27 protein-coding genes are annotated in these 26,852 nt (G+C 66.3%); 16 read left to right on the top strand and 11 right to left on the bottom strand.

Features of this window, described 5'->3' with window-relative positions:
• Positions 1–65 precede the first annotated feature (65 nt).
• The 7 genes from PQB87_RS11895 (at position 66) to PQB87_RS11865 (ending at position 6,224) form a co-directional block, all read left to right on the top strand.
• On the top strand, positions 66–698 hold the full coding sequence (locus tag PQB87_RS11895; protein WP_021157697.1) for an L-threonylcarbamoyladenylate synthase: 633 nt from the start codon (positions 66–68) through the stop codon (positions 696–698).
• Positions 699–747: 49 nt separating this feature from the next.
• Positions 748–1,410, top strand: coding sequence for a site-2 protease family protein (locus tag PQB87_RS11890; RefSeq protein ID WP_021157698.1), 663 nt, complete (start codon positions 748–750; stop codon positions 1,408–1,410).
• A gap of 8 nt (positions 1,411–1,418) precedes the next feature.
• Positions 1,419–2,621, top strand: a complete 1,203-nt coding sequence (locus PQB87_RS11885; RefSeq protein ID WP_111941495.1) for a tryptophan--tRNA ligase — start codon at positions 1,419–1,421, stop codon at positions 2,619–2,621.
• A gap of 8 nt (positions 2,622–2,629) precedes the next feature.
• Positions 2,630–3,232, top strand: a complete 603-nt coding sequence (locus PQB87_RS11880; protein ID WP_059554211.1) for a class I SAM-dependent methyltransferase — start codon at positions 2,630–2,632, stop codon at positions 3,230–3,232.
• Between the two features lie 48 nt (positions 3,233–3,280).
• Positions 3,281–4,186 (top strand): 4-hydroxy-tetrahydrodipicolinate synthase, encoded by a 906-nt coding sequence (gene dapA, locus PQB87_RS11875; protein ID WP_021162674.1) that lies wholly within the window; start codon positions 3,281–3,283, stop codon positions 4,184–4,186.
• A gap of 111 nt (positions 4,187–4,297) precedes the next feature.
• Positions 4,298–5,443, top strand: a complete 1,146-nt coding sequence (gene bamC / locus PQB87_RS11870; protein WP_027786987.1) for an NlpB/DapX family lipoprotein — start codon at positions 4,298–4,300, stop codon at positions 5,441–5,443.
• Between the two features lie 4 nt (positions 5,444–5,447).
• A complete protein-coding gene (locus PQB87_RS11865; RefSeq protein ID WP_059688884.1) occupies positions 5,448–6,224 on the top strand; it encodes an MBL fold metallo-hydrolase in 777 nt (258 codons plus the stop codon).
• A gap of 113 nt (positions 6,225–6,337) precedes the next feature.
• Here PQB87_RS11865 and PQB87_RS11860 read toward each other — a convergent pair whose 3' ends face one another.
• The 3 genes from PQB87_RS11860 to PQB87_RS11850 are packed head-to-tail and all read right to left on the bottom strand — an operon-like array spanning position 6,338 to position 8,053.
• Positions 6,338–6,601, bottom strand: coding sequence for a hypothetical protein (locus tag PQB87_RS11860; protein ID WP_034195863.1), 264 nt, complete (start codon positions 6,599–6,601; stop codon positions 6,338–6,340).
• Positions 6,531–6,776, bottom strand: a complete 246-nt coding sequence (locus PQB87_RS11855) for a hypothetical protein (protein ID WP_075122947.1) — start codon at positions 6,774–6,776, stop codon at positions 6,531–6,533. The genes PQB87_RS11860 and PQB87_RS11855 overlap by 71 nt, the downstream gene beginning before the upstream one ends.
• Before the next feature lie 56 nt (positions 6,777–6,832).
• Positions 6,833–8,053 (bottom strand): JmjC domain-containing protein, encoded by a 1,221-nt coding sequence (locus tag PQB87_RS11850; protein ID WP_489241893.1) that lies wholly within the window; start codon positions 8,051–8,053, stop codon positions 6,833–6,835.
• 32 nt (positions 8,054–8,085) lie between these two features.
• On the opposite strand from PQB87_RS11850, the gene PQB87_RS11845 reads away from it, so the two are divergent.
• A complete protein-coding gene (locus PQB87_RS11845; protein ID WP_027786990.1) occupies positions 8,086–8,628 on the top strand; it encodes an FKBP-type peptidyl-prolyl cis-trans isomerase in 543 nt (180 codons plus the stop codon).
• Here PQB87_RS11845 and PQB87_RS11840 read toward each other — a convergent pair.
• Together PQB87_RS11840 and mutS are read right to left on the bottom strand one after the other, a co-directional pair.
• On the bottom strand, positions 8,608–9,879 hold the full coding sequence (locus tag PQB87_RS11840) for a hypothetical protein (RefSeq protein ID WP_233344716.1): 1,272 nt from the start codon (positions 9,877–9,879) through the stop codon (positions 8,608–8,610). The two genes, PQB87_RS11845 and PQB87_RS11840, sit on opposite strands and share 21 nt — an antisense overlap.
• On the bottom strand, positions 9,860–12,517 hold the full coding sequence (mutS, locus tag PQB87_RS11835) for a DNA mismatch repair protein MutS (RefSeq protein ID WP_059688882.1): 2,658 nt from the start codon (positions 12,515–12,517) through the stop codon (positions 9,860–9,862). Before mutS ends, PQB87_RS11840 begins: the two co-directional genes overlap by 20 nt.
• A gap of 9 nt (positions 12,518–12,526) precedes the next feature.
• Here mutS and PQB87_RS11830 point away from each other — a divergent pair, with 9 nt between their 5' ends.
• Together PQB87_RS11830 and PQB87_RS11825 are read left to right on the top strand one after the other, a co-directional pair.
• Positions 12,527–12,763 carry a hypothetical protein gene (locus PQB87_RS11830; protein WP_233344714.1) on the top strand — a complete coding sequence of 79 codons (237 nt, stop codon included), beginning with the start codon at positions 12,527–12,529 and terminating at the stop codon, positions 12,761–12,763.
• Between the two features lie 248 nt (positions 12,764–13,011).
• Entirely contained in the window at positions 13,012–13,707 is a 696-nt protein-coding gene (locus PQB87_RS11825) for a methyltransferase family protein (RefSeq protein ID WP_233344713.1), read from the top strand.
• A gap of 117 nt (positions 13,708–13,824) precedes the next feature.
• Here the strand turns inward: PQB87_RS11825 and PQB87_RS11820 are convergent, their stop codons facing one another.
• On the bottom strand, positions 13,825–15,447 hold the full coding sequence (locus tag PQB87_RS11820; RefSeq protein ID WP_059589645.1) for an NAD(P)/FAD-dependent oxidoreductase: 1,623 nt from the start codon (positions 15,445–15,447) through the stop codon (positions 13,825–13,827).
• Between the two features lie 326 nt (positions 15,448–15,773).
• Positions 15,774–16,577 (bottom strand): inositol monophosphatase family protein, encoded by an 804-nt coding sequence (locus tag PQB87_RS11815; protein WP_021162664.1) that lies wholly within the window; start codon positions 16,575–16,577, stop codon positions 15,774–15,776.
• Positions 16,578–16,857: 280 nt separating this feature from the next.
• Between PQB87_RS11815 and PQB87_RS11810 the strand changes: the two genes are divergently transcribed.
• Together PQB87_RS11810 and cysE are read left to right on the top strand one after the other, a co-directional pair.
• Positions 16,858–17,682, top strand: a complete 825-nt coding sequence (locus PQB87_RS11810) for an RNA methyltransferase (RefSeq protein ID WP_153488556.1) — start codon at positions 16,858–16,860, stop codon at positions 17,680–17,682.
• A gap of 307 nt (positions 17,683–17,989) precedes the next feature.
• Positions 17,990–18,763 (top strand): serine O-acetyltransferase, encoded by a 774-nt coding sequence (gene cysE, locus PQB87_RS11805; RefSeq protein ID WP_021162662.1) that lies wholly within the window; start codon positions 17,990–17,992, stop codon positions 18,761–18,763.
• A gap of 68 nt (positions 18,764–18,831) precedes the next feature.
• On the opposite strand, the gene PQB87_RS11800 is transcribed toward cysE, so the two are convergent.
• The 4 genes from PQB87_RS11800 to PQB87_RS11785 form a co-directional block, all read right to left on the bottom strand.
• Positions 18,832–19,632 (bottom strand): UDP-2,3-diacylglucosamine diphosphatase, encoded by an 801-nt coding sequence (locus PQB87_RS11800; protein WP_233344712.1) that lies wholly within the window; start codon positions 19,630–19,632, stop codon positions 18,832–18,834.
• A gap of 27 nt (positions 19,633–19,659) precedes the next feature.
• Positions 19,660–20,151: a peptidylprolyl isomerase gene (locus PQB87_RS11795; RefSeq protein ID WP_006751616.1), complete on the bottom strand. Its 492-nt coding sequence runs from the start codon at positions 20,149–20,151 to the stop codon at positions 19,660–19,662.
• 88 nt (positions 20,152–20,239) lie between these two features.
• A complete protein-coding gene (locus PQB87_RS11790; protein WP_021162660.1) occupies positions 20,240–20,821 on the bottom strand; it encodes a peptidylprolyl isomerase in 582 nt (193 codons plus the stop codon).
• 39 nt (positions 20,822–20,860) lie between these two features.
• On the bottom strand, positions 20,861–21,583 hold the full coding sequence (locus PQB87_RS11785) for a tetratricopeptide repeat protein (protein ID WP_060060498.1): 723 nt from the start codon (positions 21,581–21,583) through the stop codon (positions 20,861–20,863).
• Positions 21,584–21,817: 234 nt separating this feature from the next.
• Here PQB87_RS11785 and cysS point away from each other — a divergent pair, with 234 nt between their 5' ends.
• The 4 genes from cysS (at position 21,818) to tilS (ending at position 26,629) form a co-directional block, all read left to right on the top strand.
• On the top strand, positions 21,818–23,215 hold the full coding sequence (gene cysS, locus PQB87_RS11780; protein WP_021162658.1) for a cysteine--tRNA ligase: 1,398 nt from the start codon (positions 21,818–21,820) through the stop codon (positions 23,213–23,215).
• A 43-nt stretch (positions 23,216–23,258) separates the two neighbouring features.
• Entirely contained in the window at positions 23,259–24,086 is an 828-nt protein-coding gene (locus tag PQB87_RS11775) for a DNA-3-methyladenine glycosylase family protein (protein WP_111941503.1), read from the top strand.
• Positions 24,087–24,189: 103 nt separating this feature from the next.
• Entirely contained in the window at positions 24,190–25,161 is a 972-nt protein-coding gene (locus PQB87_RS11770) for an acetyl-CoA carboxylase carboxyltransferase subunit alpha (RefSeq protein ID WP_006478433.1), read from the top strand.
• A 46-nt stretch (positions 25,162–25,207) separates the two neighbouring features.
• On the top strand, positions 25,208–26,629 hold the full coding sequence (gene tilS / locus PQB87_RS11765; RefSeq protein ID WP_174413492.1) for a tRNA lysidine(34) synthetase TilS: 1,422 nt from the start codon (positions 25,208–25,210) through the stop codon (positions 26,627–26,629).
• Positions 26,630–26,852: the final 223 nt, after the last annotated feature.

Here is a 26,852-nt window from a genome sequence, read left to right as displayed (position 1 = left end):
CCGCCCGCGTTGCCGCCGGCGCGCGCATCCGATTTCTCTTCCTTTACGTACCCCCACGTACCCCCATGTCCCAGTTCTTCAGGATTCATCCGGATAATCCGCAACCGCGCCTGATCAAGCAGGCCGTGGAGATCGTCAGCAAGGGCGGCGTGATCGCGATGCCGACCGATTCGAGCTATGCGCTCGCGTGCCATCTCGACGACAAGGACGCGGTCGAGCGGGTGCGCCGGATTCGCGGCCTCGACGAGAAGCAGCACCTGTCGCTGCTCGTGCGCGACCTGTCGGAGCTCGCCAACTTCGCGATGGTCGACAACCGCCAGTACCGCCAGATCAAGTCGGTGACGCCCGGCCCGTACGTGTTCATCCTGCAGGCGACCAAGGAAGTGCCGCGCCGGCTGTCGCATCCGTCGCGCAAGACGATCGGGTTGCGCGTGCCCGATCACGCGATCACGCTCGCGTTGCTGGAGTCGCTCGGCCAGCCGCTGCTCGGCACGACGCTGATCCTGCCGCCGGACGACGAGCCGCTCAACGATCCCGAAGACATTCGCGCGCGGCTCGAGAAACAGGTCGATCTCGTGATCGACGGTGGCGCGTGCCCGCGCGAGCCGTCGACGGTGATCGACCTCACCGGCGACGAACCCGAGCTCGTGCGTGCGGGGCGCGGCGCGCTCGAGCCGTTCGGCCTCTCGGCGCCGTAAGCGCGCCGTTCCATTTTTTGCGCGAGTGCGCTTGTTACAATAACGCGATATGGATGCTTCCCTGATACAGACCATCGCCGTCTACGCGCTGCCCGTGATCTTCGCGATCACGCTGCACGAGGCCGCGCACGGCTACGCCGCCCGCCTGCTCGGCGACAACACCGCCTACATGATGGGGCGCGTGTCGTTCAACCCGATGCGCCACATCGATCCGCTCGGCACGATCGCGATTCCGCTCGCGATGTATTTCCTGACGGGCGGCGCGTTCCTGTTCGGTTATGCGAAGCCGGTGCCGGTGTCGTTCGGCAACCTGCGCGATCCGCGCTGGGGCAGCCTGTGGGTATCGCTCGCGGGGCCGGCCTGCAACTTCGTGCAGGCGCTGATCTGGGGCGTGCTGACGCTCGTGCTGCCCGCCGTCGGCATCGACGAGCCGTTCTTCACGCGGATGGCGTTTGCCGGCGTCAGCGCGAACCTCGTGCTGGGCGTGCTGAACCTGTTTCCGCTGCCGCCGCTCGACGGCGGCCGCATCCTGGCGGCGCTGCTGCCCACGAAACAATCGATCGCGCTGTCGCGCATCGAGCCGTACGGTTTCATCATCGTCCTCGTGCTGGTCGCGACGGGCGTGCTGACGAACTTCTGGCTGCGCCCGCTCGTCAACGTCGGCTACGCCGTCCTGAGCGCCATCCTGTCCCCATTCGCCTCGCTCTTCTAACGACAATCATGTTCCCTGAACGTATTTTCTCCGGCATGCGACCCACCGGGTCGCTGCACCTCGGTCATTACCACGGCGTGCTGAAAAACTGGGTGAAGCTGCAGTCCGAGTACCCGTGCTTCTTCTGCGTCGTCGACTGGCATGCGCTGACGACGCACTACGAGACTCCCGAGGTCATCGAGAAGAACGTGTGGGACGTGCTGGTCGACTGGCTTGCGTCCGGCATCGATCCGGCCCAGGCGACGCTGTTCATCCAGAGCAAGGTGCCCGAACATGCCGAACTCGCGCTGCTGCTCGGCATGAGCACGCCGCTCGGCTGGCTCGAACGCGTGCCGACCTACAAGGAGCAGATGGAGAAGCTGAAGGACAAGGATCTGTCGACCTACGGCTTCCTCGGCTACCCGGTGCTGATGGCGGCCGACATCCTGCTGTATCGCGGCTCGCTCGTGCCGGTCGGTGAAGACCAGGTGCCGCACGTCGAGATGACGCGCGAGATCGCGCGCCGCTTCAACTACCTGTACGGCCGCGAGCCGGGCTTCGAGGAGAAGGCGCTCGATGCCGCGAAGAAACTCGGCGGCAAGCGCGCGAAGCTCTATCACGAGCTGCGCAATGCATACCAGCAGGAGGGCGACGACGAGGCGCTCGAACAGGCGCGCGCGATGCTGCAGGAATCGCAGAGTCTGTCGATGAGCGACCGCGAGCGCCTGTTCGGCTATCTCGAAGGCGCGCGCAAGATCATCCTCGTCGAGCCGCAGGCGCTCCTCACCGAAGCATCGCGGATGCCGGGTCTCGACGGGCAGAAGATGTCCAAGTCGTACGGCAACACGATCGGCCTGCGTGAAGACGCCGAGACGATCACGAAGAAGGTCCGCACGATGCCGACCGATCCCGCGCGCGTGCGCCGCACCGATCCGGGCGATCCGGACAAGTGCCCGGTGTGGCAGCTGCACCAGGTCTATACGGACGAAGCGACGCACGAGTGGGTGCAGAAGGGCTGTCGTTCGGCGGGCATCGGCTGCCTCGATTGCAAGCAGCCGGTCGTCGAAGGCATCCTGCGCGAGCAGCAGCCGATGCTCGAGCGTGCGCAGAAGTACATGGACGATCCGTCGCTGCTGCGCGCGATCGTCGCGGACGGTTGCGACAAGGCGCGCAAGTACGCGACGGAAACGATGCGCGACGTGCGCGACGCGATGGGCCTGTCGTACAACTGATCGACCGCATGAGCGCATCCGTCATTGCCGCCGCGGGCGGCCACGTCGCCCAGGCCGAGCCGTCGCGCTGGGTCGCGCAATGGTCGCGGCTCGTGCCGGCAGGCGGCGCGGTGCTGGATGTCGCCGCGGGCGGCGGCCGCCATGCGCGCTGGTTCGCGTCGCGCGGGCATCCGGTCGTCGCACTCGACCGCGATCCGGTCGCGCTGGCCGCGCTGCGCGCGATTCCGGGCGTCGACGCCCGTGACGCCGATCTCGAAGGCGCGCCGTGGCCATTGCCGGCCGGCGAGCAGTTTTCGGCGGTGATCGTCACCCATTATCTGCATCGCCCGCTCTGGCCCCATCTGCTCGATGCGGTGGCGCCGGGCGGCGTGCTCATCTACGAAACCTTCGCGCAAGGAAACGAATCGGTCGGTAAACCGTCCAACCCCGCGTTCCTGCTCGCCCCGGGCGAGCTGCTGGACGCCGTGCACGGCCGCCTGCGGGTGGTTGCGTACGAGGACGGGTTCGTTGCCGCGCCGCGCGAGGCGTTCGTCCAGCGTCTCTGCGCAGTGCGCGAGGGCGCGACCCCGAAGGCGGGGGCGGGAATTCCACGTTACGAACTGCCCGGCTAATCCGCTACAATCTCAACGTTTACCGGTACATAATCTCAATCGCGTTTCATGGCTAACGGCACCCAAGACGGCATTCAAATCCGCGGCAGCATCCCCGCGATCGTCACCCCGATGCTCGAAGACGGCAGTCTCGACCTGCCGGCGTTTCGCAAACTGATCGACTGGCATATCGCGGAAGGCACCGATGCGCTCGTCGTGGTCGGTACGAGCGGCGAGTCGGCAACGCTCAACGTCGAAGAGCACATCCTGATGATCCGCACGGCGGTCGAGCATGCGGCGAAACGCATCCCGATCATCGCGGGCGCGGGCGGCAACTCGACCGCCGAGGCGATCGAGCTGACGAAGCACGCGAAAGCCGTCGGCGCGGACGCGACGCTGCAGGTCGTGCCGTACTACAACAAGCCGACGCAGGAAGGCATGTACCGTCACTTCAAGACGATCGCCGAAGCGGTCGACCTGCCGGTGATCCTGTACAACGTGCCGGGCCGCACGGTCGCGGACATGGCGAACGAGACGATGCTGCGCCTCGCGGAAGTCCCGGGCATCATCGGTGTGAAGGAAGCGACCGGCAACATCGATCGCGCCGCGCACCTGATCAAGGCTGCACCGAAGCATTTCGCGATCTACAGCGGCGACGATCCGACGGCAATCGCGCTGATGCTGCTCGGCGGCCACGGCAACATCTCGGTCACGGCGAACGTCGCACCGCGCGCGATGAGCGAACTGTGCCGCGCAGCGCTGGCCGGCGACGTACAGACGGCCCGCGAGCTGCACATGAAGCTGCTGTCGCTGCACAAGAACCTGTTCATCGAGGCGAACCCGATTCCGGTGAAGTGGGCGCTGCAGGCGATGGGCAAGATGCAGGGCGGCATCCGGCTGCCGCTCACGGCGCTCGACGAGCGCTGCCACGATGCCGTGCGTTCGGCCCTCGTCGAGGCCGGCGTCCTCGCCTGATGCCGAGGCGGCCGCGTCCTGCGGCCGCCGGCTCGTACCCTGATCAACCCGCACCGGCCGGCTCCGTCCGGCGCCGCTCCTGACGAGCGTTCTAGCAAGACGAAGGATTTCATGAAACGTTTCGCCTTTTCCTCTCGCGCCATCCAGATGTCGGTGGTGGCGCTGGCGCTGGGCGCGCTCGCCGGCTGCGATACGCTGAACGACTATCTGGCCCCCGACCGGGTCAACTACAAGAACACCGGTTCGGCGCCGCCGCTCGCGGTGCCGAGCGACCTGAAGCCGGTACCGACGACGCAGCAGTTCGTCGCGCCGCCGAGCAACGCCGGCCTCGGCACGCTGCCGCCGCGGGCCACGACCCAGGCCGGCAACGCGACCGACGGCATCCCGAGCGCGCAGGATCCGTTCGGCATGCACATCGAGCGCGACGGCGACCGCCGCTGGCTCGTCGTCGATGGCCGGACGCCCGAGCAGCTGTGGCCGATCCTGAAGGAGTTCTGGCAGGAGAACGGTTTCTCGCTGAAGACCGACGCGCCGTCGACGGGCATCATGGCCACCGACTGGGCCGAAAACCGCGCGAACATTCCCGACGACTGGTTCCGTCGCACGATCGGCAAGGTCATCGATTTCGCTTACTCGTCCGGTACGCGCGACCGCTTCCGTACGCTCGTGAACCGCACGTCGGACGGCAACACCGACATCTCGATCACGCACAGCGCGATGGAAGAAATGATGGTCGGCCCGCAGGGCGGCACGTCGTCGCGCTGGGAGGAGCGTCCGCGCAACCCGGTGCTGGAAGCTGTGTTCCTGTCGAAGTTGATGCAGAAGTTCGGCCTGACCGATGCGCAGGCGAAGCAGCTGCTGACCGATGCACGCCCCGCGACAGCGCCGGCGCAGGTCAGCGACGCGAGCAACGGCGCGGCAACGCTGCAGCTGGCCGAGTCGTTCGACCGTGCGTGGCTGCGAGTGGGCCTGGCGCTCGACCGGACCAACTTCACGGTCGACAATCGCGACCGCGAGAAGGGTGTGTACACCGTGCGCTATGCGAATTCGATGGAAGAGCTGAAGCGTGACGGCCTGTTCGGCAAGCTGTTCTACGGCGGCCCGGCGGCCGCGAAGCCGGGCAAGGAATTCCTGGTCAACGTGCGTGCGCAAGGCAACGGCGGCACGCAGGTCGCGGTGATCGGCGCAAACGGCCAGGTCGACAACTCGTCGGACGCGCAGCGGATCATTTCGCTGCTCCACGCGCAGCTGAACTGAGCGCGTGCGATTCGCCAGCCTCGGAAGCGGCAGCGAAGGCAACGCGCTGGTCGTCGAGGCCTCGAGCGGCACGACGACCACCCGTGTGCTGCTCGACTGCGGCTTTTCCGCCAAGGAGGTCGAGCGTCGGCTCGGCCGTCTGAATCTCTGCATCGGCGATCTCGATGCGATCCTGATTACCCACGAACACAGCGACCACGTCGGCAGTGCGCTGACGCTCGCCCGCCGGGCGTCGCTGCCGCTCTACATGAGCTGGGGCACCGCGCGCGCGGTCGGCGCGGACGAGGCCGATGTCGACCTCCACGTGCTGTGGGGCGACGAGACGGCCGCGATACGCGATCTGGCCGTGATGCCCTATACGGTTCCTCACGACGCGCGCGAGCCGCTCCAGTTCGTCTTTTTGGACGGCTGCAGCCGGCTCGGCGTGCTGACGGACGTCGGCATGGCCACGCCGCACATCACGACGGTACTGAGCGGCTGTGACGCGCTGGTGCTCGAATCCAACCACGACACCGCAATGCTGGCCGCGAGCCGCTATCCGCAGTCGCTGAAGGCGCGCATCGGCGGCAACCACGGCCACCTGAGCAACGACGCAGCGGCGGCCATCCTCGCATCGCTTGAGCGCAGCCGTCTCCGGCACCTGGTCGGGGCGCACCTGAGCCAGCAGAACAACCTCCCGGAACTGGTCCGTCAGGCGTTTGGCGGCGTACTGGGGACGAACGGGGAGGACGTGATCGTGGCCACGCAGGACGCAGGCTTCGACTGGCTGGCGCTCGGATGAGCGGGGCAGGGCCGCTGCGGCGGCCCGGTACGACTGCCGGGCGACAGGCGCGAAAACGGCAGACGTAAAAAAACCGGCCCTCGGGCCGGTTTTTTTTCAGCTGACGCTGAGGCTTACTGGCTTGCGCCCGAAGCCGGAGCAGCCGTCGCTGCCGAAGCAGCCGACGCCACTGCAGCAGCAGCGTCGCTCGCAGCAGCCGTTGCCGACGAAGCAGCGGCAGCAGCGTCGCTCGCTGCACCAGCAACTGCCGAAGCAGCCGTCGAAGCAGCAGCAGCCGCGTCGCTTGCAGCCGACGAAGCAGCTTGATCAGCGCTCTTGTTGCAAGCAGCCAGTGCAACAGCAGCCAACAGGGAAGCTACGAGGAGGGATTTCTTCATGATCACGTCCTTTTATGGTTAAAGGTAAGCAACAGCGCGAAACAATACCGGTAATGTGCTCCAACACCGACCTGGGCCGCTGGTGGAGATGCACTTCTAGAGCGTGAATCTTCCCTACGGCTTGGGCGGAAATTATATGCACTTTCCTATCGACCGTCGACAAATGCGGGGTCAATACGTTGTCTTTCCCATACAGAATTTGATCTGTACGGGCATACGGGGCGACTCACACTAATTCCGGTTTCCGACCCGTATCCAGCCCGCACGATACCACTCGTGCAATAAAGCTGTCATTGAGGGAGCCCGGGATAGTGTTACAAACCGTTTCGCCTCCATCTGGCGTTGATTGGCCAGTTCGGGCAGCCATTCGCCGGCCTGCTCGAGCGGTCCTTCCTCGCCATTAATGAAGTACGAGCGCGCGTTATACATCAATGCGGCCCTTCTGTCGAGACACACGCCACGACGTGACGCTTGCGTGACGAACGCGGCCTCGGACAGCGGGCGCGCGGGCGGGTCGAAAACGACGTTCGGTTTGGGCTCGCTCAGGTAGCAGCCGAGAAACTCTGCGACGTCGCGCTTGCGCCAGCGAATCGCGTCGACGATCTCGGCGACGCGCTCGACCATCGCCGGAGGCAGTTGCGCGGGCGTGTCGACGGCCGGCTGCTTCGGGTCGCGGTAGAGGTCGTCGCCGCACCCGTCCCGCAGCCCGCCACGCTCCGCGAGATAGTACAGGAACTGGGCGCCCAGTTCGCCTGCGGACGGAGCCCGGAAGCCGATCGAGCAGGTCATGCATTCGCCTTCGGCCACGCCGTCGTGCGCGATGTGCGGCGGCAGGTACAGCATGTCGCCGGGTTCCAGCACCCATCCGTCGCTCGGCTCGAAGTTTTCGAGGATCTTCAGCGGCACGTCCGGCTGCAGCGACAGGTCCTTCTGCGCGCCGACGCGCCAGCGGCGCCGGCCCTCGACCTGCAGCAGGAAGACGTCGTATGAATCGAAATGCGGGCCGACGCCGCCGCCATCTGTCGCGTACGAGATCATCAGGTCGTCCAGCCGCGCGTCGGGGATGAAGCGGAAGCGGTCGAGCAGCGCGCGCGCCGCGTCGACGTGCAGGTCGAGCCCTTGTACGAGCAGGGTCCAGGCCTTGCGCGTGACGGCCGGCAGCGAGCCCGGCTCGAACGGGCCGTGAGCCAGTTGCCACTTGTTACGAAAATGGGTGATCAGTCGCGATTCCGCGTCATAGTCCGTGGCGAGCTCGAACAGCGCGTCGCGCGAGACCGGCGACGCGACGCCGGGGATCGCCTGGCGGATCAGGAGCGGCTTCTTCTGCCAGTAGCCGCGCATGAATTGCGTCGGCGTAAGACCGCCGAGCAGCGGTGTGGGAAGATCGGAGGGCGGCGCGCCGAGCGGGGCGGCAGCGGCATCCCGCGGTTCGGCTTGAGACCGGTTGCGCATCGTATAATGAGACTTGTATTTGGGAGAATTGGATGAAAATCGCAAAAAACACCGTCGTGTCGGTCACTTACAAGCTGTCGGATGCACAGGGCAATCTGATCGAGGAAAGCGACGAGCCGATGGTTTATCTGCACGGCGGCTATGATGGCACGTTCCCCAAGATCGAGGAACAGCTCGACGGCCACGAGCCGGGCTACGAGGCACAGGTCCAGCTCGAGCCGCAGGACGCGTTCGGCGACTACGATCCCGAACTCGTGAAGATCGAGCCGCGCGATCGTTTTCCCGAGCCGCTCGAAGTGGGCATGCAGTTCGAAGGCACGCCGGAAGACGGCGACGAGGAAGTCGATTCGCTGATCTATACGGTCACCGACATCGCCGAAGACAAGGTCGTGCTCGACGGCAACCACCCGCTGGCAGGCATGGCGCTGCGTTTCGCGCTGACCGTGAAGGACGTTCGCGAAGCCACCGAAGACGAAATCGAGCATGAGCACGCACATGGCGCGGAAGGGCTCGAGATCGTCGACGAGGACGAAGACGAAGACGGTGAAGCGCCGTCAGGGCGCACCCTGCACTGAGCTTGCAGGCAGGCCAGGCGCCGGCCCCGACGCTGGGGCGGGCACCGGCCACGACGCGCCGCCTGGGGCGGTGCCGTCGCCCTGCAGCGGCGGCGCGACCGACGACGAGTCGGGTAGCGCCGGCAATGCAGGGATTTCCGGCATCTGCGGCAGCGGAACGTCGTCACGGGGCACGAGCGGCAGCGCGGGCGGCACGGGCAGGTTCTTCGGTACTTCCTGCAGGCTCACGTTGAAGATCGTCTGCCGTGCCGGCGACACGCTCACCTTGACCCACTGATTCACCGGATGGCGTGGTCCGATCGCGACGCGCGTCACGTTACCGACCAGTTCACCGTCGTCCGCACGCAGCGGGCGGTCGATCAGAAAGCCGTTCGCCAGCGCTTCGCCGCTCGCGTGCATCACGAGTATCGGGCCGCGGAACGTCGCCGCCGCCTTCACCAGCGTTCGTTTCAACTCACGGAAGCCGTCGCGTACGCGCGGCCGGTTGAAACGCAGCCATGCGAAGCGTTCCGCGCGTTCATAGCGCTCGAACTGCGGATCGCCTTCGAACATCACCACCATCGCACGCGCCTCGCGCCGCTTCGCGTATTCGGCCGCGTGGTCGATCCAGAAACCGTTCGCGATGATGCGGTCCTCGAATTCGCCGTTGCGGCCGCCGGCCGTCAGGTAATGGTTGTTCGGCGCCGGCGCGTTGAGTGCGACGTAGACGATGTCGTCGCGCATCCAGCGTGCATTCTCCCGATACGGCCGGAATCGTGCGACTTCGCTTTCCCGCGTGATCTGTAGCGCGCCGGGGTCGGGCAGTGCCGAATCGGCGAGCAGCGTCTGCCGCAGGAAGTCGAGCCGCTCGACCGGATCGTAGCTACCGCCGGCCGCGGTGTTGCACGTTGCCCAGTCGTCGTGACCGGGAATGAATACGAGCGGCACGCGTGCCGCATCCAGGATCGCGCCGCGCTGCGAATACAGTGCATCGCGGCACGCTTCCTTCGAACCCTTGAGATCGCCCGCATACACCACGAACGCGAGATTGCGCTCACGCGCGATCGCATCGAGCAGCCGCTGGGCGGCCGGTTCGTCCGCTGGGGTGTTGATCACGCCCGATACGACGGCGAACGAGTAGGGCGCGGTGCTGCGCTTCGGCGGCGCAGCCAGCGCGGCGGCCTGCGCGAGCGCGAGCACCGCCGCGACTAGCGCTGCGGCGGTGCGGGCCGGCAGGCCGCGCGGGATGCGCTTACGCGTGCCCGTCGGCATCGTGCGACCGGACCAGCGTGCGCAGTTCGTACAGCAGGTCGAGCGCCTCGCGCGGCTTGAGATCGTCGGGATCGATGTCGCGCAGTTTTTCGAGCGCCGGATGCGGTGTGTCGGGCAGCGCCGGCGCGTCCGCGCATTCGAGATCGTCGGCGGCCACCGGCGGCGCGCTGAACAGGTCGAGCTGCGGCGTGTGTTGCGACGCCGATTGCTGTTCGAGGTATGCGAGGTGCTTGCGCGCGGCGCGGATCACGGGCGCCGGAACGCCTGCGAGCTGTGCGACCTGCAGGCCGTAGCTCTGGTTGGCCGGCCCTTCGTTGACCGCGTGCAGGAACACGATGCCGTGGCCGTGCTCGACGGCCGACAGGTGCACGTTGGCCGCTTGCGGAAATTCCGCCGGCAGTTGCGTCAGCTCGAAGTAGTGCGTCGCGAACAACGTGTAGCACGCGTTGTGCGCCAGCAGGTGGCGCGCGATGGCCCACGCGAGCGCGAGGCCGTCGAACGTCGACGTGCCGCGGCCGATCTCGTCCATCAGTACGAGGCTTTGCGGTGTCGCGTCGTTGAGGATCGCCGCGGCTTCGGTCATCTCGACCATGAACGTCGAGCGGCCGCCAGCGAGATCGTCTGCCGCGCCGATGCGCGTGAAGATCCGGTCGATCGGGCCGAAGCATGCCGACTTGGCCGGCACGTAGCTGCCGACGTAAGCCATCAGCGCGATCAACGCGGTCTGCCGCATGAACGTCGACTTACCGCCCATGTTCGGGCCGGTGATCAGCAGCAGCTTGCGCTCGGTGCCGAACCGGCAGTCGTTCGCGATGAACTGTTCGACCTGCGCCTCGACGACCGGGTGGCGGCCCTGTTCGATTTCGATGCCGATCTCGTCGGTGAAGGTCGGCGCGACCCAGTCGAGCGCACGGGCGCGTTCGGCGAATGCGGCGAGCAGGTCGAGTTCGGCGAGCGCCGATGCGACGCGCTGGCACTCGGGGATGAACGGCAGCAGTGCCTGCAGCACTGCGTCGTACAGCGCGCGCTCGCGCGCCAGGGCGCGTTCCTGCGCGGACAGCGCCTTGTCCTCGAAAGTCTTCAGTTCGGGCGTGATGTAGCGCTCGGCATTCTTCAACGTCTGGCGCCGGCGATAGTCGTCGGGCACCTTGTCGGTCTGGCCGCGCGTGACCTCGATGTAGAAGCCGTGCACCTTGTTGTATTCGACGCGCAGGTTCGCGATGCCGGTGCGCGTGCGCTCGCGCGCTTCGAGATCGATCAGGAACTGTCCGCAGTTCTCCGAGATGTCGCGCAGCTCGTCGAGCTCGGCGTCGTAACCGCGCGCGATCACACCGCCGTCGCGCACCATCGCGGCTGGTTCGGGCGCGATCGCGCTCGTCAGCAGGTCGAGGCATTCGGCGGGCGGTGCGAGTGCTGCGTCGACGCGGGTGAGTGCGTCCGCGTTCGCGACGATCGCGCTGATGCGCTCACGCAGCGCGGGGAGGGCGGCGAACGTGTCGCGCAGGCTCGACAAGTCACGCGGGCGCGCGGACAGCAGTGCGAGGCGCCCGGTGATCCGTTCGACGTCGGCGATCTGGCGCAGTGCGCTGCGCAGCGCATCGAGGCTTGCGTTTGCCGGTGCATCGAGCAGCGCGCCGATCGCCTGCTGGCGCGATTGCGCGGCAACCGACGCACGCGGCGGGTGATGCAGCCAGTGACGCAACAAGCGGCTGCCCATCGTCGTGCAGCAGGTGTCGAGCAGCGAATACAGGGTCGGCGACTCGGTGCCGCGCAGCGTCTCGGTCAGTTCGAGGTTGCGGCGCGTGGCCGGATCGAGCCCGATGTACTCGGTTTCGTTTTCGACCTTCAGGCTGCGCACGTGCCGCAACTGCTGGCCTTGCGTGGCCGCTGCGTAGAGCAGCAGCGCGCCGGCCGCGCCGCACGCGCTCGTCAGCGAATGTGCACCGAAGCCGTCGAGGCTCGCGACATCGAGCTGGTCGCACAGGCGCTGCGTGCCCGATGCGATGTCGAAATGCCACGCCGGCACGCGCTTGCTTGCGCCTGCGCCTGCCGGCACGGCGTCGGTTGCGCCGTCCGGCGTCAGGATCTCGGCCGGCCGGATGCGCTCGAGCGCGGCAGCGAGCTGCTCGGGTTCGATTTCTGCGAGCCGCAGCGCGCCGCTTGCAAGGTTCAGCCACGCGAGGCCGACATTGACCGCGACGCCACGCTTGTTGTGGCCCGTGCACATCGCGAGCAGGTAAACATCGTTCTTGTCGGACAGCAGTGCTGCATCGGTCAGCGTGCCGGGCGTGACGACGCGCACGACCTTGCGCTCGACGGGGCCCTTCGACGTGGCGGGATCGCCGATCTGTTCGCAGATCGCGACCGATTCGCCCATCTTCACGAGCTTGGCGAGATACTGTTCGACCGCGTGGTGCGGTACGCCCGCCATCTTGATCGGCGTGCCGGCGGATGCGCCGCGTTGCGTGAGGGTCAGGTCGAGCAGGCGTGCGGCCTTTTCCGCGTCTTCGAAGAACAGCTCGTAGAAGTCGCCCATCCGGTAGAAGACAAGCGTGTCGGGGTGGTCGGCCTTGATGCGCAGGTATTGCTGCATCATTGGAGTATGGCCGGCGAAGGCTTCGGGCGACAGCGTGGTCATAGGTCAGGCATGAAGTTGTTGCTTGGGTTGCCCGAGTTTACCAGTGGCTTCCATGTGCAAGCGCGAAGTTCGCCGTTTGGCCAGTTGCGGGTGATCGGCGAACCCTTGCGTGCTGACGGCGTCCCGCATATCAGCGCGTGTGTTTGGACGTCAGGCGGCGTGCGCGGCTTCGAACCCGGCGGCGCAGCGCCGCCGGTCGGTTTCGAGCATGGCGGCCCGATCCGCGGCTCTCATTCGGCCCCTTGATCGCCTGGGAGACTAGCCACTCATTGCCATCGACCGCAGACGATTTCGCCCGTCCGGACAGCGCTACAAACTGTGAAACGTTTGGCAGACCGCGTAATCCAGTTACTCGGTCTTTATATTTGCCCACGCTCTCGGGACTTACACCAATCAACCTCGTAAAACTGAAACTTAGGCAAGTTTCAATGAATGGAGCGTGCTAGTCTGAAACGGCAATATATATAAAAACGCAGTAAGTTCGGGGCACAAACATGAAGCAGGCCATACAGGATGCGGGGGGCGCGTGCGCGCAAAGTACCCTGGTGCCGCACGTTACAACGGTCGCGGACGAGTCGGAGCGGATCAATCTGATCGAGCTTGGTGCTCGCGTGTCGTCAGTGACCGTGCTGGGCGTATTTGCCTATCTGATTTATATACCGTGGCGATTGGACCCGAGCCGGATTACGCTGGTCCTGCTGCTGGTATCCGCGGTACTGACCGTCTGCATGTCGGCTTTTGCCAAATTGACGAAACGGCGCGACTGGCATCCCGTTGCAGTGTGCTTGTCCCTGGGCGGTTCGTTCTACTGCCTGACCTATCAGCTGACTGCCAGTACCCAACTGATCCCGGAGTGGGCAGGGGGCGCCTGGCAAATATGCGGGATTGCGTGGCAACTGTTCGCGAAACTGTCGCTCGGGCGCTCGTTCGGCTTGCTGCCGGCGAATCGCGGCGTCGTTTCGACCGGAGCGTACCGGTTCATGCGCCACCCGATCTATGCCGGTTATCTGTTGTCCGAAATCGGTTTCCTGCTTGCAAACTTCAGTACGCGAAACCTGCTCGCGATCGGCATCTGGATGCTGTTGCAGATCGGGCGAATCAGTTTGGAAGAGCGGGTGCTGTCGGAAGACGCCGATTATCGTGCGTACAAGACGAGGGTTCGGTACCGGCTGATTCCCGGTGTGTTTTGACGGGCGTGCCCAAAGCGCGCCGTGGTGGTGCGCCGGTGAAACAGATTGGCGCGGCGAACGTGCAAAAGTCGGCGTACTCGGGTCACGGACCTTCGCACGCCGACTCTGTCCTGCATGTCAGGACGTGTGTCCCGACGTCAGGCTGAGGGCCACCGCCTGCGCAACTTCGATGCCGTCGATCGCCGCCGAATAAATGCCGCCTGCATACCCGGCGCCTTCGCCGGCCGGATACAGCCCTTCGACGTTCATGCTCTGGTAATCGTCCTTGCGTCGAATCCGGATCGGTGACGACGTGCGCGTCTCCACACCGGTGAGCACTGCATCGTGCATCGCAAAGCCGGCGATCTTCTTGTCGATTTGGGGCAGGGCTTCACGGATCGCTTCGATCACATAGTCCGGCAGCGCGGTACTGAGATCGGTCGGGTTCACGCCCGGCTTGTACGATGGCTCCACGGAGCCCAGCGACGTCGACGGCCGGCCTGCGATGAAATCGCCGACCAGTTGACCCGGCGCACGGTAATCGCCGCCGCCGAGTTCGAACGCACGCTCTTCCCATTTGCGCTGGAACGCGATGCCCGCCAGCGGACCGCCGGGATAATCGTCCGGCGTGATGCCGACCACGATGCCCGCATTCGCGTTGCGCTCGGCCCGCGAATACTGGCTCATGCCGTTGGTGACCACGCGGCCCGGCTCGGAGGTCGCCGCGACCACGGTGCCCCCAGGGCACATGCAGAAGCTGTAGACGGCGCGGCCGTTGCTGCAGTGGTGAACCACCTTGTAGTCGGCGGCGCCGAGCTGCTTGTGGCCCGCGAACTTGCCGAAGCGGCTGCGATCGATCAGCCCCTGCGGATGCTCGATGCGAAAACCCAGCGAGAACGGCTTGGCTTCGATATAGACGCCGCGATCGTGCAGCATCTGGAAGGTGTCGCGCGCGCTGTGGCCCACGGCGAGCACCACGTGGTCGCACCGCAGCGTTTCTCCGTTCGAGAGCTTCAGCGAGCGCACCTTGCCCTGATCGATCTCGATGTCGTCGACCCGCGTTTCGAAACGCACTTCACCACCCAGTTCGTGGATGGACGCACGCATTTTTTCCACCATGCTGACGAGGCGGAACGTGCCGATATGCGGCCGGCTCAGATACAGGATGTCTTCCGGTGCACCTGCCTTGACGAATTCGTCCAGCACCTTGCGGCCATAGTGGTTGGGATCCTTGATCTGGCTGTACAGCTTGCCGTCGGAAAACGTCCCGGCCCCGCCTTCGCCGAACTGCACGTTGGATTCGGGGTTGAGCACGCTCTTGCGCCACAGGCCGAAGGTGTCCTTGGTGCGCTCGCGCACGGCCTTGCCGCGCTCGAGGATGATGGGACGGAAACCCATCTGCGCGAGGATCAGCCCAGCGAACAGGCCGCACGGCCCCATGCCGATCACGACCGGGCGCAGGAAATTGCCGTGCTCGGGCGCCTTCGTGACGAAGTGGTACGCCATGTCGGGCGTCACGCCGCAATGCGGTTTGCCGGCGAGGCGCTTGATCGCGGCCGCTTCGTCCGCGACTTCGACGTCGACGATATACGTGAGCTTGATGTCGGCGCGCTTGCGCGCATCGTGCGCACGACGGAACACGGTGTAACGGAGGAGCTCGTCCGCGGCCACGCCAAGCTCCGCGAGGCGTGCGCGAATCGCGGCCTCGAGCGCGCTTTCGGGGTGGTCGAGGGGGAGTTTAATTTCGCTTAGCCGTAACATGGGGACTCGGATGCGATTGCCACGGCGTCGTGGCGGTGTTGATACGGTCGGGGGCCGGCAGGCCGGCGGGGTTGTCCGCCGCGCGGGCGTGCCGCATGCAAACCCGCACGCAAACCATTTATTGTCATTGCGGGAACGGCGGTGTGGGCGGCAGTACGCTGACCGGCCCCGACAAACTCAAGCAACTTCAGGATAGGCGCACGAAGCGACCCTTGTGCGGGAAGATGTTCCCGCCTCCCGGCAACCGGGAGGCGAACGGTGCGCCGTCGTGACGATGCCCGCGAGCGGTGTGCGCGAAAGCCGCGCCGCACGGGCGCGGCCGGGGCTTACTCCGCCGCCGGATGCACGCGGGTGTAACGGTTCAGGATCGGGATCATCTGCGCGTAGATCTTCGGGTTCGCCGCGACGATTTCATGGCGATGCAGGAAATCGGCGTCGCCGGTGTAGTTGCCGACGAGGCCGCCGGCCTCGGTGATCAGCAGGCTGCCCGCTGCCATGTCCCACACGTTGATGCCTTGCTCGAAGAACGCGTCGAGGCGGCCGGCCGCGACGTTCGCGAGATCGAGTGCTGCTGCGCCCGGACGACGCAGGCCGGTGCAGGCTTGCGTCATTTCGGTGAAGAGGCGCGCGTATGCATCGAGGCCGTCCTTTTCGCGGAACGGGAAGCCCGTGCCGACCAGTGCGTCCGACAGGCGGTCGCGGCGGCCGACGCGGATGCGGCGGTCGTTCAGGTACGCACCGCGGCCGCGCGTGGCCGTGAACAGGTCGTTCTTGTTCGGGTCGTAGACGACGGCCTGCGTGACGACGCCCTTGTGCTCGAGCGCAATCGACACGCAGTAGTACGGGAAGCCGTGGATGAAGTTGGTCGTGCCGTCGAGCGGATCGATGATCCACTTGAATTCGGACTCGTTCTCCGATTCGCCCGATTCCTCGGCGAGGATCGCGTGGTCGGGATAGGCGGTCTTCAGCGTCTCGATGATCGCGTCTTCGGCGGCCTTGTCCACTTCGGTGACGAAGTCGTTCTGCTGCTTCTTGCGGATCTCGATCAGGTCGAGATCGAGGGACGCGCGGTTGATGATCTGTCCGGCGCGGCGCGCAGCCTTGACAGCAATGTTGAGCATGGGATGCATGAGCCTGGATCCTGTAGCCGGCGGCACGGGCCGCCACGAAGTGGAACAACCGCCCGGCACGGCGCAAGCGTGGCAGGCGAGGTGAGACGCGAATTGACAAAGAACGGGGTACGACCCGCGCCGCACGGAGTGCGACGCGTAAAGGCATGATTTTACCCGATTTTTGGCGGTTTCAGGCGACCGGAATACGGGGAAACCCCCACTATCCGTCCGGACGAGTGGGTTTGCCGCGGCGATGGCGATACCATACTGCCATTCTGATGAACCGAGTCGTATCGTAGTGGAAACCCCGCAGATCACCGCCGCGCCGTCCGAGTCGGGCGCGGCCTCGTCCCGGCCGCCGTCCGGCGGCTTCACGTCCACCCGTTTCGTGCTCGTCGAGCCGAGCCATCCCGGCAACGTCGGGGCGGCCGCCCGCGCGCTGAAGACGATGGGTTTTTCTCGTCTGGTGCTGGTCGCGCCGCGTGTGCCGCACGTCCAGAGCGATCCCGAGGCGATCGCGATGGCCAGCGGCGCGGACGACGTCCTCGCCTCCGCGCATGTCGTGCCGACGCTTGGCGATGCGCTGTCCGGCGTGCACTGGTCGATCGCACTGACCGCGCGTACGCGCGAATACGGGCCGCCGCGTCTCGCGCCGCGCGCGGCCGCCACGCAGGCGTGCGCACAGGTCGGTGCGGGCGACATCGCGCTCGTGTTCGGCAACGAGCGCACGGGCCTCGCGAACGAGCACGTCGAGCAGTGCAGCGCGCTCGCGCACATCCCGGCGAACCCGGCCTACAGTTCGCTGAATCTCGCACAGGCCGTGCAGGTGCTCGCATACGAGCTGCGCGTCGCGTTTCTCGAGCAGGCGAGCGAGCCGTCGGCGCAAGCGCCGGCCGAAGCCGGCACGCTCGCGCAGAGCGACGAGATCGAGCGGATGTACGTGCACCTCGAGAACGCGCTGATCGCACTCGATTTCCTCGATCCGCGCAACCCGAAGAAGCTGATGCCGCGGCTGCGGCGCCTGTTCGCGCGCACGGGCCTCGAGCGTGAGGAGGTCAATATCCTGCGCGGTATCGCGAAGCACATCCTGCTGAAGTCGGGCAAACCGGGCGGCGACGCATAAGCGGCCGGTGCACAGTGCACGGGCTGCAGGACGGCTCGGCGCGCGGGGCCGTTTCCCTGTCGGGCAGGTGCTGCGTCGGCCGCCGGAAGCGCCGGGCCGAATCGCCCGGCCTGTTCGGCCATCCCGCAAACTCAATGCCAGCAAGCGTTACGGCCGAATACCCGCGCCGTCGGCGGGGTGAACGCGCGGGCTCGTGCGGCCGTGCGCGACTCGCCCTACAATCGCCGAACGTCATAACTAAATTACCCGGCGCGATAACGGCCGGTCATTGCCGGCGATGCGCGCCGGCCTTTTCCCAGACCACATCATGTTCACGAGACTGCGCGAAGACGTTGCAACGATTCGCGAGCGGGATCCCGCCGCTCGCAGTGCATGGGAAGTGCTGACCTGTTATCCGGGGCTGCATGCGCTCGTACTGCATCGTTTCGCGCACGCATGCTGGCGCGCGAAGCGCTACTGGCTCGCGCGTTTCGCGTCACAGGCCGGCCGGTTCCTGACCGGCATTGAAATCCACCCGGGCGCGACGATCGGCCGGCGCGTGTTCATCGATCACGGCATGGGTGTCGTGATCGGCGAGACGGCGATCATCGGCGACGACTGCACGATCTATCAGGGCGTGACGCTGGGCGGCACGTCGCTCACGCGCGGCGCGAAGCGCCACCCGACGCTCGAGGCCGGCGTGATCGTCGGCGCGGGTGCGAAGGTGCTCGGCGGTTTCACGGTCGGTGCGGGCGCGAAGATCGGTTCGAACGCGGTCGTCGTGAAGCCGGTGCCGGCAGGTGGCACGGCAGTCGGCAATCCGGCGCGCATCGTGATGCCGGCGCAGCCGAAGCCGCAGCCCGAACGCGCGGCGTTCTCCGCGTACGGGATCACGCCGAATGCCGACGATCCGATGTCGCTCGCCATTCACGGGCTGATCGATCACGCTGCGAAGGAAAGCCGCCGTGTCGACGAGATCGTCGCGGCGCTCGAGCGGCTCGGCACGCATCTGGAAACGCTGCAGGGCGCCGATGCGGCGCGCCTCGATCTGCGCCGGCTGTCGGCGGTGCTGGAAGGCAAGACGGTCGAGCGCCAGGCGTAACGTGATCGATGCGGGTCGCTGCCGGTCGCTACCGGTCGCAACAGGTCGGTTCGACGGCGGCGGCCGCGTCAGTCGAGCGGCATCGCGTGGATGCCTTCCGCGTCGACACGCAGGTAACCGCCGCGCGGCTTGCCGTGGTCGAGATCCCAGTCGGGCAACACCCAGCGAATGCCGCCCGGCTCGCTGTGGCGCGCGGGGCGGTGCGTATGGCCGTGAATGATCACGCTCGCGCGGCTTTTCCGGAACAGGGCGGCTACCCCTTCACGCGTGACATCGTAAATCGCCGAAGCAGGGCGGATCCGGCCCGCTTCGCTGTTTGAGCGCATGCGCTGCGCGAGCGCGCGGCGCCAGCGGAACGGCCACGCGAGAAACAGCCATTGCGCGACGCGGTTGCGTGCGAAGCGGCGGAACAGCTGGTAGCCGCGATCGGCCGTGCATTGCGCGTCGCCGTGCGCGAGCACGATGCGCTGGCCGAACGCCATGATCAGCGACGGGTCGGGCAGCAGCATCGCACCGGCTGCCTTCATGAAGCGACGGCCGAGCAGGAAATCGCGGTTGCCATGCATCACGTACAGCGCAATTCCGCGTTCCGAGAACGTGTGCAACAGCGCGGCCATGCGGGCCGCGAACGGATCGTCGTCGAGGATGTCGTCGCCGATCCAGTATTCGAACAGATCACCGAGGATGAACACCGAGTCGGCGCTGTCGGCGGTGTATTTCACGAAATGCTCGAACGCGGCGACCGTCTTCGGAATCGCTTCGCTCAGGTGCAGATCGGAGAGAAACAGGAACGGGCGTGCGGCTTGCGCGTATTCGCGCTCGCCCGGCACGCCCGCGGAGACGCTTCGCGGCGGACTCTCCTGCAACATCGAAGTGCCTCCGTTACGTGCTGTGCGTCAGACCACGACGGCCTTTTCGATCACGACGTCGTCGGCCGGCACGTCCTGGTGGAAACCGGCGTTGCCCGTCTTGACGCCCTTGATCTTGTCGACCACGTCCTGGCCTTCGACAACCTTGCCGAACACGGCGTAGCCCCAGCCTTGCGGCGTCGGCGACGAGTGGTTCAGGAAGTCGTTGTCGTTCACGTTGATGAAGAACTGGGCGGTCGCCGAGTGCGGATCGTTCGTGCGCGCCATCGCGATCGTGTAGTTGTCGTTCTTCAGGCCGTTGTTCGCTTCGTTGTCGATCGGCGCATCGGTCGGCTTCTGCTTCAGGCCCGGCTCGAAGCCGCCGCCCTGGATCATGAAGCCGTTGATCACGCGATGGAACACGGTGCCGTCGTAGTGGCCCTTCTTCACGTAGTTCAGGAAGTTTTCGACCGTCTTCGGTGCCTTCGCGGCGTCGAGCTCGAGCTTGATCACGCCGTGGTTCGTATGCAGTTCAACCATGATGAATTCCTTCGGTGAGGCGGTTTAAATGGCACGCGGCCGGTCGTGCGACGCGGCCGCGTGAGGCGCCGGACGTGCCGGCAGGTTCTTACTTCGAGACGACGCTCGCCGATTCGATCACGATCGGTTGTGCGGGCACGTCCTGCATCGGGCCGCGCGAGGTCGTCGCGACGCCTTCGATCTTCTTCACGACGTCGAGACCCGACACGACCTTGCCGAACACCGCATAACCGTTGCCGTCCGGGTTCGGGTAGTCGAGGCCGCTGTTGTCGACCGTGTTGATGAAGAACTGCGCGGTGGCCGAATTCGGATCGCTCGTGCGCGCCATCGCGATCGTGCCCGTCAAGTTCTTCAGACCATTGCGGCTTTCCAGCGGGATCGGCGCGCGGGTCGGCTTCTCCTCGAAGTTGGTCTTGTAGCCGCCGCCCTGGATCATGAAGCCCTTGATCACGCGATGGAAGATCGTGCCGTTGTACTGGCCGGCCTTCACGTAATCGAGGAAGTTGGCGACCGATTTCGGCGCCTTCTCCGGGTAGAGCTCGACGCGGATGTCGCCCTGCGAGGTCTTCAGCTGCACGACGGGGTGCGCGGTAGCCGATTGCGCGAACGCAGGTGCGGTCGCGGTCGCGAGAAGGGCGGCGCCGCCAAGCGCCAGCAACAGACGTTTCATTGCGATCCTCAGGTTGGGAGGGAAAGAAGGCCGCGCCGCTTATTGCGACGGCGCGACGTACGGCGCCGCCAGTGCGCCCGACGGACCGCTGAACTGGAACGTCGGCGACATCGGCAGCGTGGTGGTGCTCACGTTCGCGGCGGCGCGGTCGGAGTAGTCGCGCGTGGCCGGTGAGGCCGCGCGGGCGTTCGGCGCGGCCTTCGGCGGCGACACGATCTTCTGGAGATCGGCGAGGCGCTGCGCGGTCGCGCCGCTCGTGCGGCCGAGCGATTGCGCGCGCTTGTACGACTCGGCCGCGAGGCGCAGGTAAAGATCGCCGAGGTTTTCGTATGCGAGCGAGTAGCTCGGGTTCGCTTGCGTTGCCGTGACGAGCGCGGTGCGCGCTTCGTCGTATCGGCCATGCTTCGCGTAAAGCGCCGCAAGGTTGTTGTACGGCTCGGGCAGTTCGGGGTACGCCTGCGTGATCGCGACGAACTGCTGGATCGCGTCGTCGTCGCGGTTCAGGCGGGCCAGCACGGTGCCGCGCTTGAACTGTGCCTGCAGGTCGTGCGGGTTCGAAGCGATGCGCGCGTCGAGCTGCGCGAGCGCCTGCTTCCACTGCTTGCCGGCGATCGACGCGTCGATTTCGGGCGTGCCGTCGGCGGTGGCCGGGGCCTTCTGCGCATGCGCCGCCGGGGCCGCGAAAAGCGTCAGCGCGACGCCCATGACGGTGGTCGCAACGAGGGTCGCAGCGCTCTGCGCGCGGCCGCGATGAGGTTTCATAGGCGTAAATCGGAATGTTATACTCCGAGCCATTCTAACAAAACGTCTGCGCGTTCCGGCGAGCGGCAGACAGTCTTTCTTTGCCTCTCGTGGCCGTCACCGCTGTGCTTGCAGCCTGACCGCCCCATGTGATATCGAGGACGCTCGGCCTGGTGCCGCAGCAGATGGTCCGTCCGTTTCGCATGCTGGGCGAGCTTCGCCAGGGCGGTTTCCTTCGGCTCACGGTTCATCTCTATGGAATCACTGCGCATCTACAACACGCTCGCGCGTGACAAGCAAGTCTTCGTGCCGCGCCAGCCCGGCGAAGTGCGGATGTACGTATGCGGAATCACCGTATACGACTATTGTCACGTGGGCCACGCGCGCATGCTGGTCGTGTTCGACCTCGTCCAGCGCTGGTTGCGTGCGATCGGTTACCGGGTCACGTATGTGCGCAACATCACCGACATCGACGACAAGATCATCCGCCGCGCGGTCGAGAACGGCGAGACGATCAAGTCGCTGACCGACCGGTTCATCGGCGCGATGCACGACGACGAAAGCGCGCTCGGCATCCAGCGGCCCGACATCGAGCCGCGTGCGACGGCGTTCATTCCGCAGATGCTCGGCATGATCGAGACGCTCGAGACGAACGGTTACGCGTATCAGGCGACCGACGGCGACGTCAATTACTCGGTGCGCAAGTTCGCGAACTACGGAAAGCTGTCGGGCAAGTCGCTCGACGATCTCCGCGCGGGCGAGCGCGTCGCCGCGAACGACGCGAAGGAAGATCCGCTCGACTTCGTGCTGTGGAAGCGGGCGAAGCCGGAAGATCCGGAAGGCGCGTCGTGGGCGTCGAAGTACGGGATGGGCCGCCCGGGCTGGCACATCGAGTGCTCGGCGATGGGCTGCACGCTGCTCGGCGAACATTTCGACATCCATGGCGGCGGGCAGGACCTGCAATTCCCGCACCACGAGAACGAGATCGCGCAGAGCGAAGGCGCGACCGGCCAGACGTTCGTCAATTACTGGATGCACAACGGCTTCGTGCAGGTCGACAACGAGAAGATGTCGAAATCGCTCGGCAACTTCTTCACGATCCGCGAAGTGCTCGAGCGCTACGACGCGGAAGTCATGCGCTTCTTCATCGTGCGCACGCACTACCGTTCGCCTCTCAATTACAGCGACGTGCATCTCGACGATGCGCGCGCGTCGCTCACGCGCCTCTACACCGCGCTGAAGGACGTCGATGCCGACACGCTCGCGCTCGACTGGAACGAGCCGCACGCGCAGCGTTTCGCGGCCGCGATGAACGACGACTTCAACACGCCGGTTGCGGTGGCGACGTTGTTCGAGCTGGCGGGCGAGGTGAATCGCACGCGCGACGCATCGCTCGCGCGGCAACTGAAACAGCTGGCGGGGCTGCTCGGCCTGCTGGGCCGCGAACCGCGCGCGTTCCTGCAGCAGGCGTCGGGTGCCGCGCAGGCGGGCGGGCTCGCCGCCGACGAGATCGAAGCGAAGATCGCCGCGCGCGTCGCGGCGAAGCAAGCGAAGGACTATGCCGAAGCGGACCGGATCCGGGCGGAACTGCTCGAGACCGGTATCGCACTTGAAGACAAACCGGGCGGATCGACCGAATGGCGTCGCGTATGAGCGCGGTGCGTTCCACTGACCGATCCGTCAGGTAGGAGGCAAGATGGCAACGGCCAGAAAAGCGCCGGTCAGGCGCGCGACCCCGGTCGCCGCGCGTCCGGCAGCCAAGCGCGTGCCGCCGGTGAAGACGGACGCAACGCGCGCCGTGCCGAACGGCGCGCTCAACGGTCATGTGCAGCCCGCGGCCGCGCAGCCGGCCGCCGACGCGGCCCGCAAGGCCCGTGCGTCCGAAGCGGACGGCGAGGAGGTCGTCGTGCGTCCTGCTTACTGGGACAAGGCATGCGCCGACCTCGTCAAGCGCGACCGGATCCTGAAGAAACTGATTCCGAAGTTCGGTCCCGCGCATCTCGTGAAGCGCGGCGACCCGTTCGTCACGCTTGCGCGCTCGGTCGTCGGCCAGCAGATTTCGGTGCCGTCGGCGCAGTCGCTGTGGGCGCGCATCGGGGATGCCTGTCCGAAACTCGCGCCGCAACCGGTGATCCGGCTCGGCGCGGACAAGCTGATCGCGTGCGGGCTGTCGAAGCGCAAGACGGAATACATCCTTGATCTCGCGCAGCATTTCGTGTCGGGCGCGCTGCACGTCGACAAATGGACGTCGATGGACGACGAGGACGTGATCGCGGAACTCACGCAGATCCGCGGCATCAGCCGCTGGACAGCCGAGATGTTCCTGATCTTCAACCTGTCGCGGCCGGATGTCCTGCCGCTCGACGACCCGGGCCTGATCCGCGCGATCAGCGTCAATTACTTCAGCGGGGAACCCGTCACGCGCAGCGAGGCGCGTGAAGTCGCGGCCAACTGGGAACCGTGGCGCACCGTCGCGACCTGGTACATGTGGCGCAGCCTCGATGCGCCCGACGCCGACGCCTGAGCGGCGGCTATCGGGTTTTAAACATCAATAGTTGAGAGCCGGTTTTGAGCGTCGCCCGCGCGGGTAGAATACGCGCTGCCGCAAGACCCAAGGATTCGAACACATGAAGACCACGTTTCTGGATTTCGAACAGCCGATCGCCGAACTCGAGGCCAAGATCGAAGAGCTGCGATTCGTGCAGGACGACTCGGCTGTCGACATTTCGGAAGAAATCGAGCGGCTGTCGAAGAAAAGCCAGCAACTGACGAAAGACCTCTACGCGAACCTGTCGCCGTGGCAGGTTTCGCAGATCGCGCGGCATCCGCAGCGCCCGTACACGCTCGATTACGTTGCGGAACTGTTTACCGATTTTCACGAGCTGCATGGCGACCGCGCGTTCGCGGACGACCTGTCGATCGTCGGCGGTCTCGCGCGCTTCGGCGGCCATCCGTGCATGGTGATCGGTCACCAGAAGGGCCGTGACACGAAGGAACGCGCCGCGCGCAACTTCGGGATGCCGCGTCCGGAAGGCTATCGCAAGGCCGAGCGCCTGATGCGTCTCGCCGAGAAGTTCGGGCTGCCGATCTTCACGTTCGTCGACACGCCGGGTGCGTACCCGGGCATCGGCGCGGAAGAGCGCGGCCAGTCGGAGGCGATCGGCCGCAACCTGTACGTGATGGCCGAGCTGAAGACGCCGATCATCACGACCGTGATCGGCGAGGGCGGTTCGGGCGGCGCGCTCGCGATCGCCGTGGCCGACACCGTGATGATGCTGCAGTTCTCGACCTACTCGGTGATCTCGCCGGAAGGCTGCGCGTCGATCCTGTGGAAGAGCGCAGCGAAGGCGCCGGAAGCCGCGGAAGCGCTCGGCCTGACCGCACACCGCCTGAAGGCGCTCGGCCTGATCGACAAGATCATCAACGAGCCGCTCGGCGGCGCACATCGCGATCCGAAGGGCATGGCTGCGCTGCTGCGCCGCGCGCTCGCCGATTCGCTGCGCCAGTTCCAGGGCATGAGCATCGATGCGCTGCGCGAGCGCCGCTTCGAGCGCCTGATGGCCTACGGCAAGTTCAAGGAAACCACGCCGGGCGCATGACCGCCCGCGTGTTCAATACGCGCGCCGCTGCGCGCGCGTTCCTCTCGTGATCCCACCGACCGAATTCTCCGCCGACCGCGTCGTCCTCGACGCGGTCGGCGTTGCGCTTTCCGGCATGCCGCCCGATGCGCGCATCGCGATCGCATACAGCGGCGGCCTCGATTCGACGGTGTTGCTCGATGCGGCCGTGCGCGTCGCGGGCGCGTCGCGCTGCGTCGCACTGCACGTGCATCACGGGCTGAGTGCGAACGCCGACGCCTGGGTTGCGCATGCCGAGGCGAGCGCGGCCGGGCTCGGCGTCGCATTCGAATCGATGTGCGTCGACGTGCCGCGCGACAGCGGCCTCGGTGTCGAGGCGACGGCGCGCGAGCGGCGCTATGCGGCGCTCGACGAGATGTGCGAACGCCACGGCGCGGCCGCGCTGTGGCTCGCGCAGCATGCGGACGACCAGGCCGAGACCGTGTTGCTGCAGTTGTTGCGCGGCGCGGGGATCGCGGGGCTTGCCGCGATGGCGCCGCGTTACCGCCCCGACGGCGTGAGCGTCGAGCGCGTGCGCCCGCTGCTGCGATTGCTGCGCGCGCAACTCGAGCGTTATGCGGCGCAGCGCGCGCTCGAATGGATCGACGACGAATCGAACAACGACACGCGTTACGCGCGCAATGCGCTGCGCATCGACGTGCTGCCGGCGCTGGCCGTGCATTTCCCGGGCTTTCGCGACGCGCTGGGCCGCGCGGCCCAGCATGCGGCCGCCGCCCAGCGGTTGCTCGACGATCTGGCTGAACTCGACTTCGTCGTTGCCGCGCGCGATGACGGACAGGCGCTGTCACGCGATGCACTGGTTGCGTTCGACGATACGCGTGGCGCGAACCTGCTGCGCTTCTGGATGCGCCGGCTCGGTTTGCCGGGCGCGTCGGCCGCCCGGCTCGCCAACATGATGCGGCAGTTGCGTGCCGCACACGATGCCCATGCATTGCGCGTCGATCACGCGGGGCAATGCTTGCGGCTTTATCGCGATGTCGTCTACTGGGAAGCGGGCGACAGCAGCGAGCCGGCCGACGACGGCACCGGCACGCCCCATCCGGACGCATCGCTCGCGTGGGACGGGCAGGAGGTCTGGCACCTGCCGGGATGGCGCGGCACGTTCGTGTTCGCGCCGGCCGACGCGGCAAGCCCCGATGCGGTGCCGGAGGTGCTGCTGCGCGGCGCGCGGCTCGTGGCGCGCGCCCGAGCGGGCGGCGAGCGGATGCGCACGTCGCCGGGCGGGCCGGGTCGCACGCTGAAGAACCTGTTCCAGGAGCGCGGCGTGCCGGCCTGGCAGCGCGACGTGCCGCTCTTGTTCGTGGGCGAGCGGCTGATCTACGTGCCGCGGCTCGGCGTCAATCGCGATGTCGGCGCGTTCGGCAGCGAGGCGGCCGGCGACGGTGCCTGGCGCCGGATCGAATGGCGTCCCGACCTGCTGATCGCGTAACGGCGGGCAGGCTTCCGGCGGTGCGATGGCGCGCGCATTTTCACCATTTGGTAAACAGCGCCGGAACGGCTCCGGACGCGGCGAGCGGCTTGTCAAGCGGGCCTCTATCGGGTACGCTCGGTCGTTTGCTCGGCTCGATTTTTGAGCGATTTGTGCAGGTTTTCCGCGTGACGTACCCGGTTTGCGCGGCCTGATCGGCCTTCCGGGCAAAATCCGTCACGCT

Source organism: Burkholderia sp. KL41, from assembly GCF_057005415.2.
Note: the sequence above shows the minus strand (reverse complement) of the source record. Positions and strands in the feature narration are given on the sequence as shown.

Excerpts from the sequence above, each read along its gene's own strand:
- PQB87_RS11770 (WP_006478433.1), top strand. The coding sequence starts at position 24,190 with ATGAAGACCACGTTTCTGGATTTCGAACAGCCGATCGCCGAACTCGAG.
- PQB87_RS11825 (WP_233344713.1), top strand. The coding sequence starts at position 13,012 with ATGAAGCAGGCCATACAGGATGCGGGGGGCGCGTGCGCGCAAAGTACC.
- PQB87_RS11795 (WP_006751616.1), bottom strand. The coding sequence starts at position 20,151 with ATGGTTGAACTGCATACGAACCACGGCGTGATCAAGCTCGAGCTCGAC.
- PQB87_RS11850 (WP_489241893.1), bottom strand. The coding sequence starts at position 8,053 with ATGCGCAACCGGTCTCAAGCCGAACCGCGGGATGCCGCTGCCGCCCCG.
- PQB87_RS11820 (WP_059589645.1), bottom strand. The coding sequence starts at position 15,447 with ATGTTACGGCTAAGCGAAATTAAACTCCCCCTCGACCACCCCGAAAGC.
- PQB87_RS11790 (WP_021162660.1), bottom strand. The coding sequence starts at position 20,821 with ATGAAACGTCTGTTGCTGGCGCTTGGCGGCGCCGCCCTTCTCGCGACC.
- PQB87_RS11880 (WP_059554211.1), top strand. The coding sequence starts at position 2,630 with ATGAGCGCATCCGTCATTGCCGCCGCGGGCGGCCACGTCGCCCAGGCC.
- PQB87_RS11800 (WP_233344712.1), bottom strand. The coding sequence starts at position 19,632 with ATGTTGCAGGAGAGTCCGCCGCGAAGCGTCTCCGCGGGCGTGCCGGGC.
- PQB87_RS11860 (WP_034195863.1), bottom strand. The coding sequence starts at position 6,601 with ATGAAGAAATCCCTCCTCGTAGCTTCCCTGTTGGCTGCTGTTGCACTG.
- cysE (WP_021162662.1), top strand. The coding sequence starts at position 17,990 with ATGTTCACGAGACTGCGCGAAGACGTTGCAACGATTCGCGAGCGGGAT.
- PQB87_RS11840 (WP_233344716.1), bottom strand. The coding sequence starts at position 9,879 with ATGCCGACGGGCACGCGTAAGCGCATCCCGCGCGGCCTGCCGGCCCGC.
- PQB87_RS11785 (WP_060060498.1), bottom strand. The coding sequence starts at position 21,583 with ATGAAACCTCATCGCGGCCGCGCGCAGAGCGCTGCGACCCTCGTTGCG.
- PQB87_RS11815 (WP_021162664.1), bottom strand. The coding sequence starts at position 16,577 with ATGCATCCCATGCTCAACATTGCTGTCAAGGCTGCGCGCCGCGCCGGA.
- PQB87_RS11845 (WP_027786990.1), top strand. The coding sequence starts at position 8,086 with ATGAAAATCGCAAAAAACACCGTCGTGTCGGTCACTTACAAGCTGTCG.
- bamC (WP_027786987.1), top strand. The coding sequence starts at position 4,298 with ATGAAACGTTTCGCCTTTTCCTCTCGCGCCATCCAGATGTCGGTGGTG.
- cysS (WP_021162658.1), top strand. The coding sequence starts at position 21,818 with ATGGAATCACTGCGCATCTACAACACGCTCGCGCGTGACAAGCAAGTC.
- mutS (WP_059688882.1), bottom strand. The coding sequence starts at position 12,517 with ATGACCACGCTGTCGCCCGAAGCCTTCGCCGGCCATACTCCAATGATG.
- PQB87_RS11895 (WP_021157697.1), top strand. The coding sequence starts at position 66 with ATGTCCCAGTTCTTCAGGATTCATCCGGATAATCCGCAACCGCGCCTG.
- PQB87_RS11890 (WP_021157698.1), top strand. The coding sequence starts at position 748 with ATGGATGCTTCCCTGATACAGACCATCGCCGTCTACGCGCTGCCCGTG.
- PQB87_RS11775 (WP_111941503.1), top strand. The coding sequence starts at position 23,259 with ATGGCAACGGCCAGAAAAGCGCCGGTCAGGCGCGCGACCCCGGTCGCC.
- PQB87_RS11830 (WP_233344714.1), top strand. The coding sequence starts at position 12,527 with ATGAAGTTGTTGCTTGGGTTGCCCGAGTTTACCAGTGGCTTCCATGTG.
- dapA (WP_021162674.1), top strand. The coding sequence starts at position 3,281 with ATGGCTAACGGCACCCAAGACGGCATTCAAATCCGCGGCAGCATCCCC.
- PQB87_RS11885 (WP_111941495.1), top strand. The coding sequence starts at position 1,419 with ATGTTCCCTGAACGTATTTTCTCCGGCATGCGACCCACCGGGTCGCTG.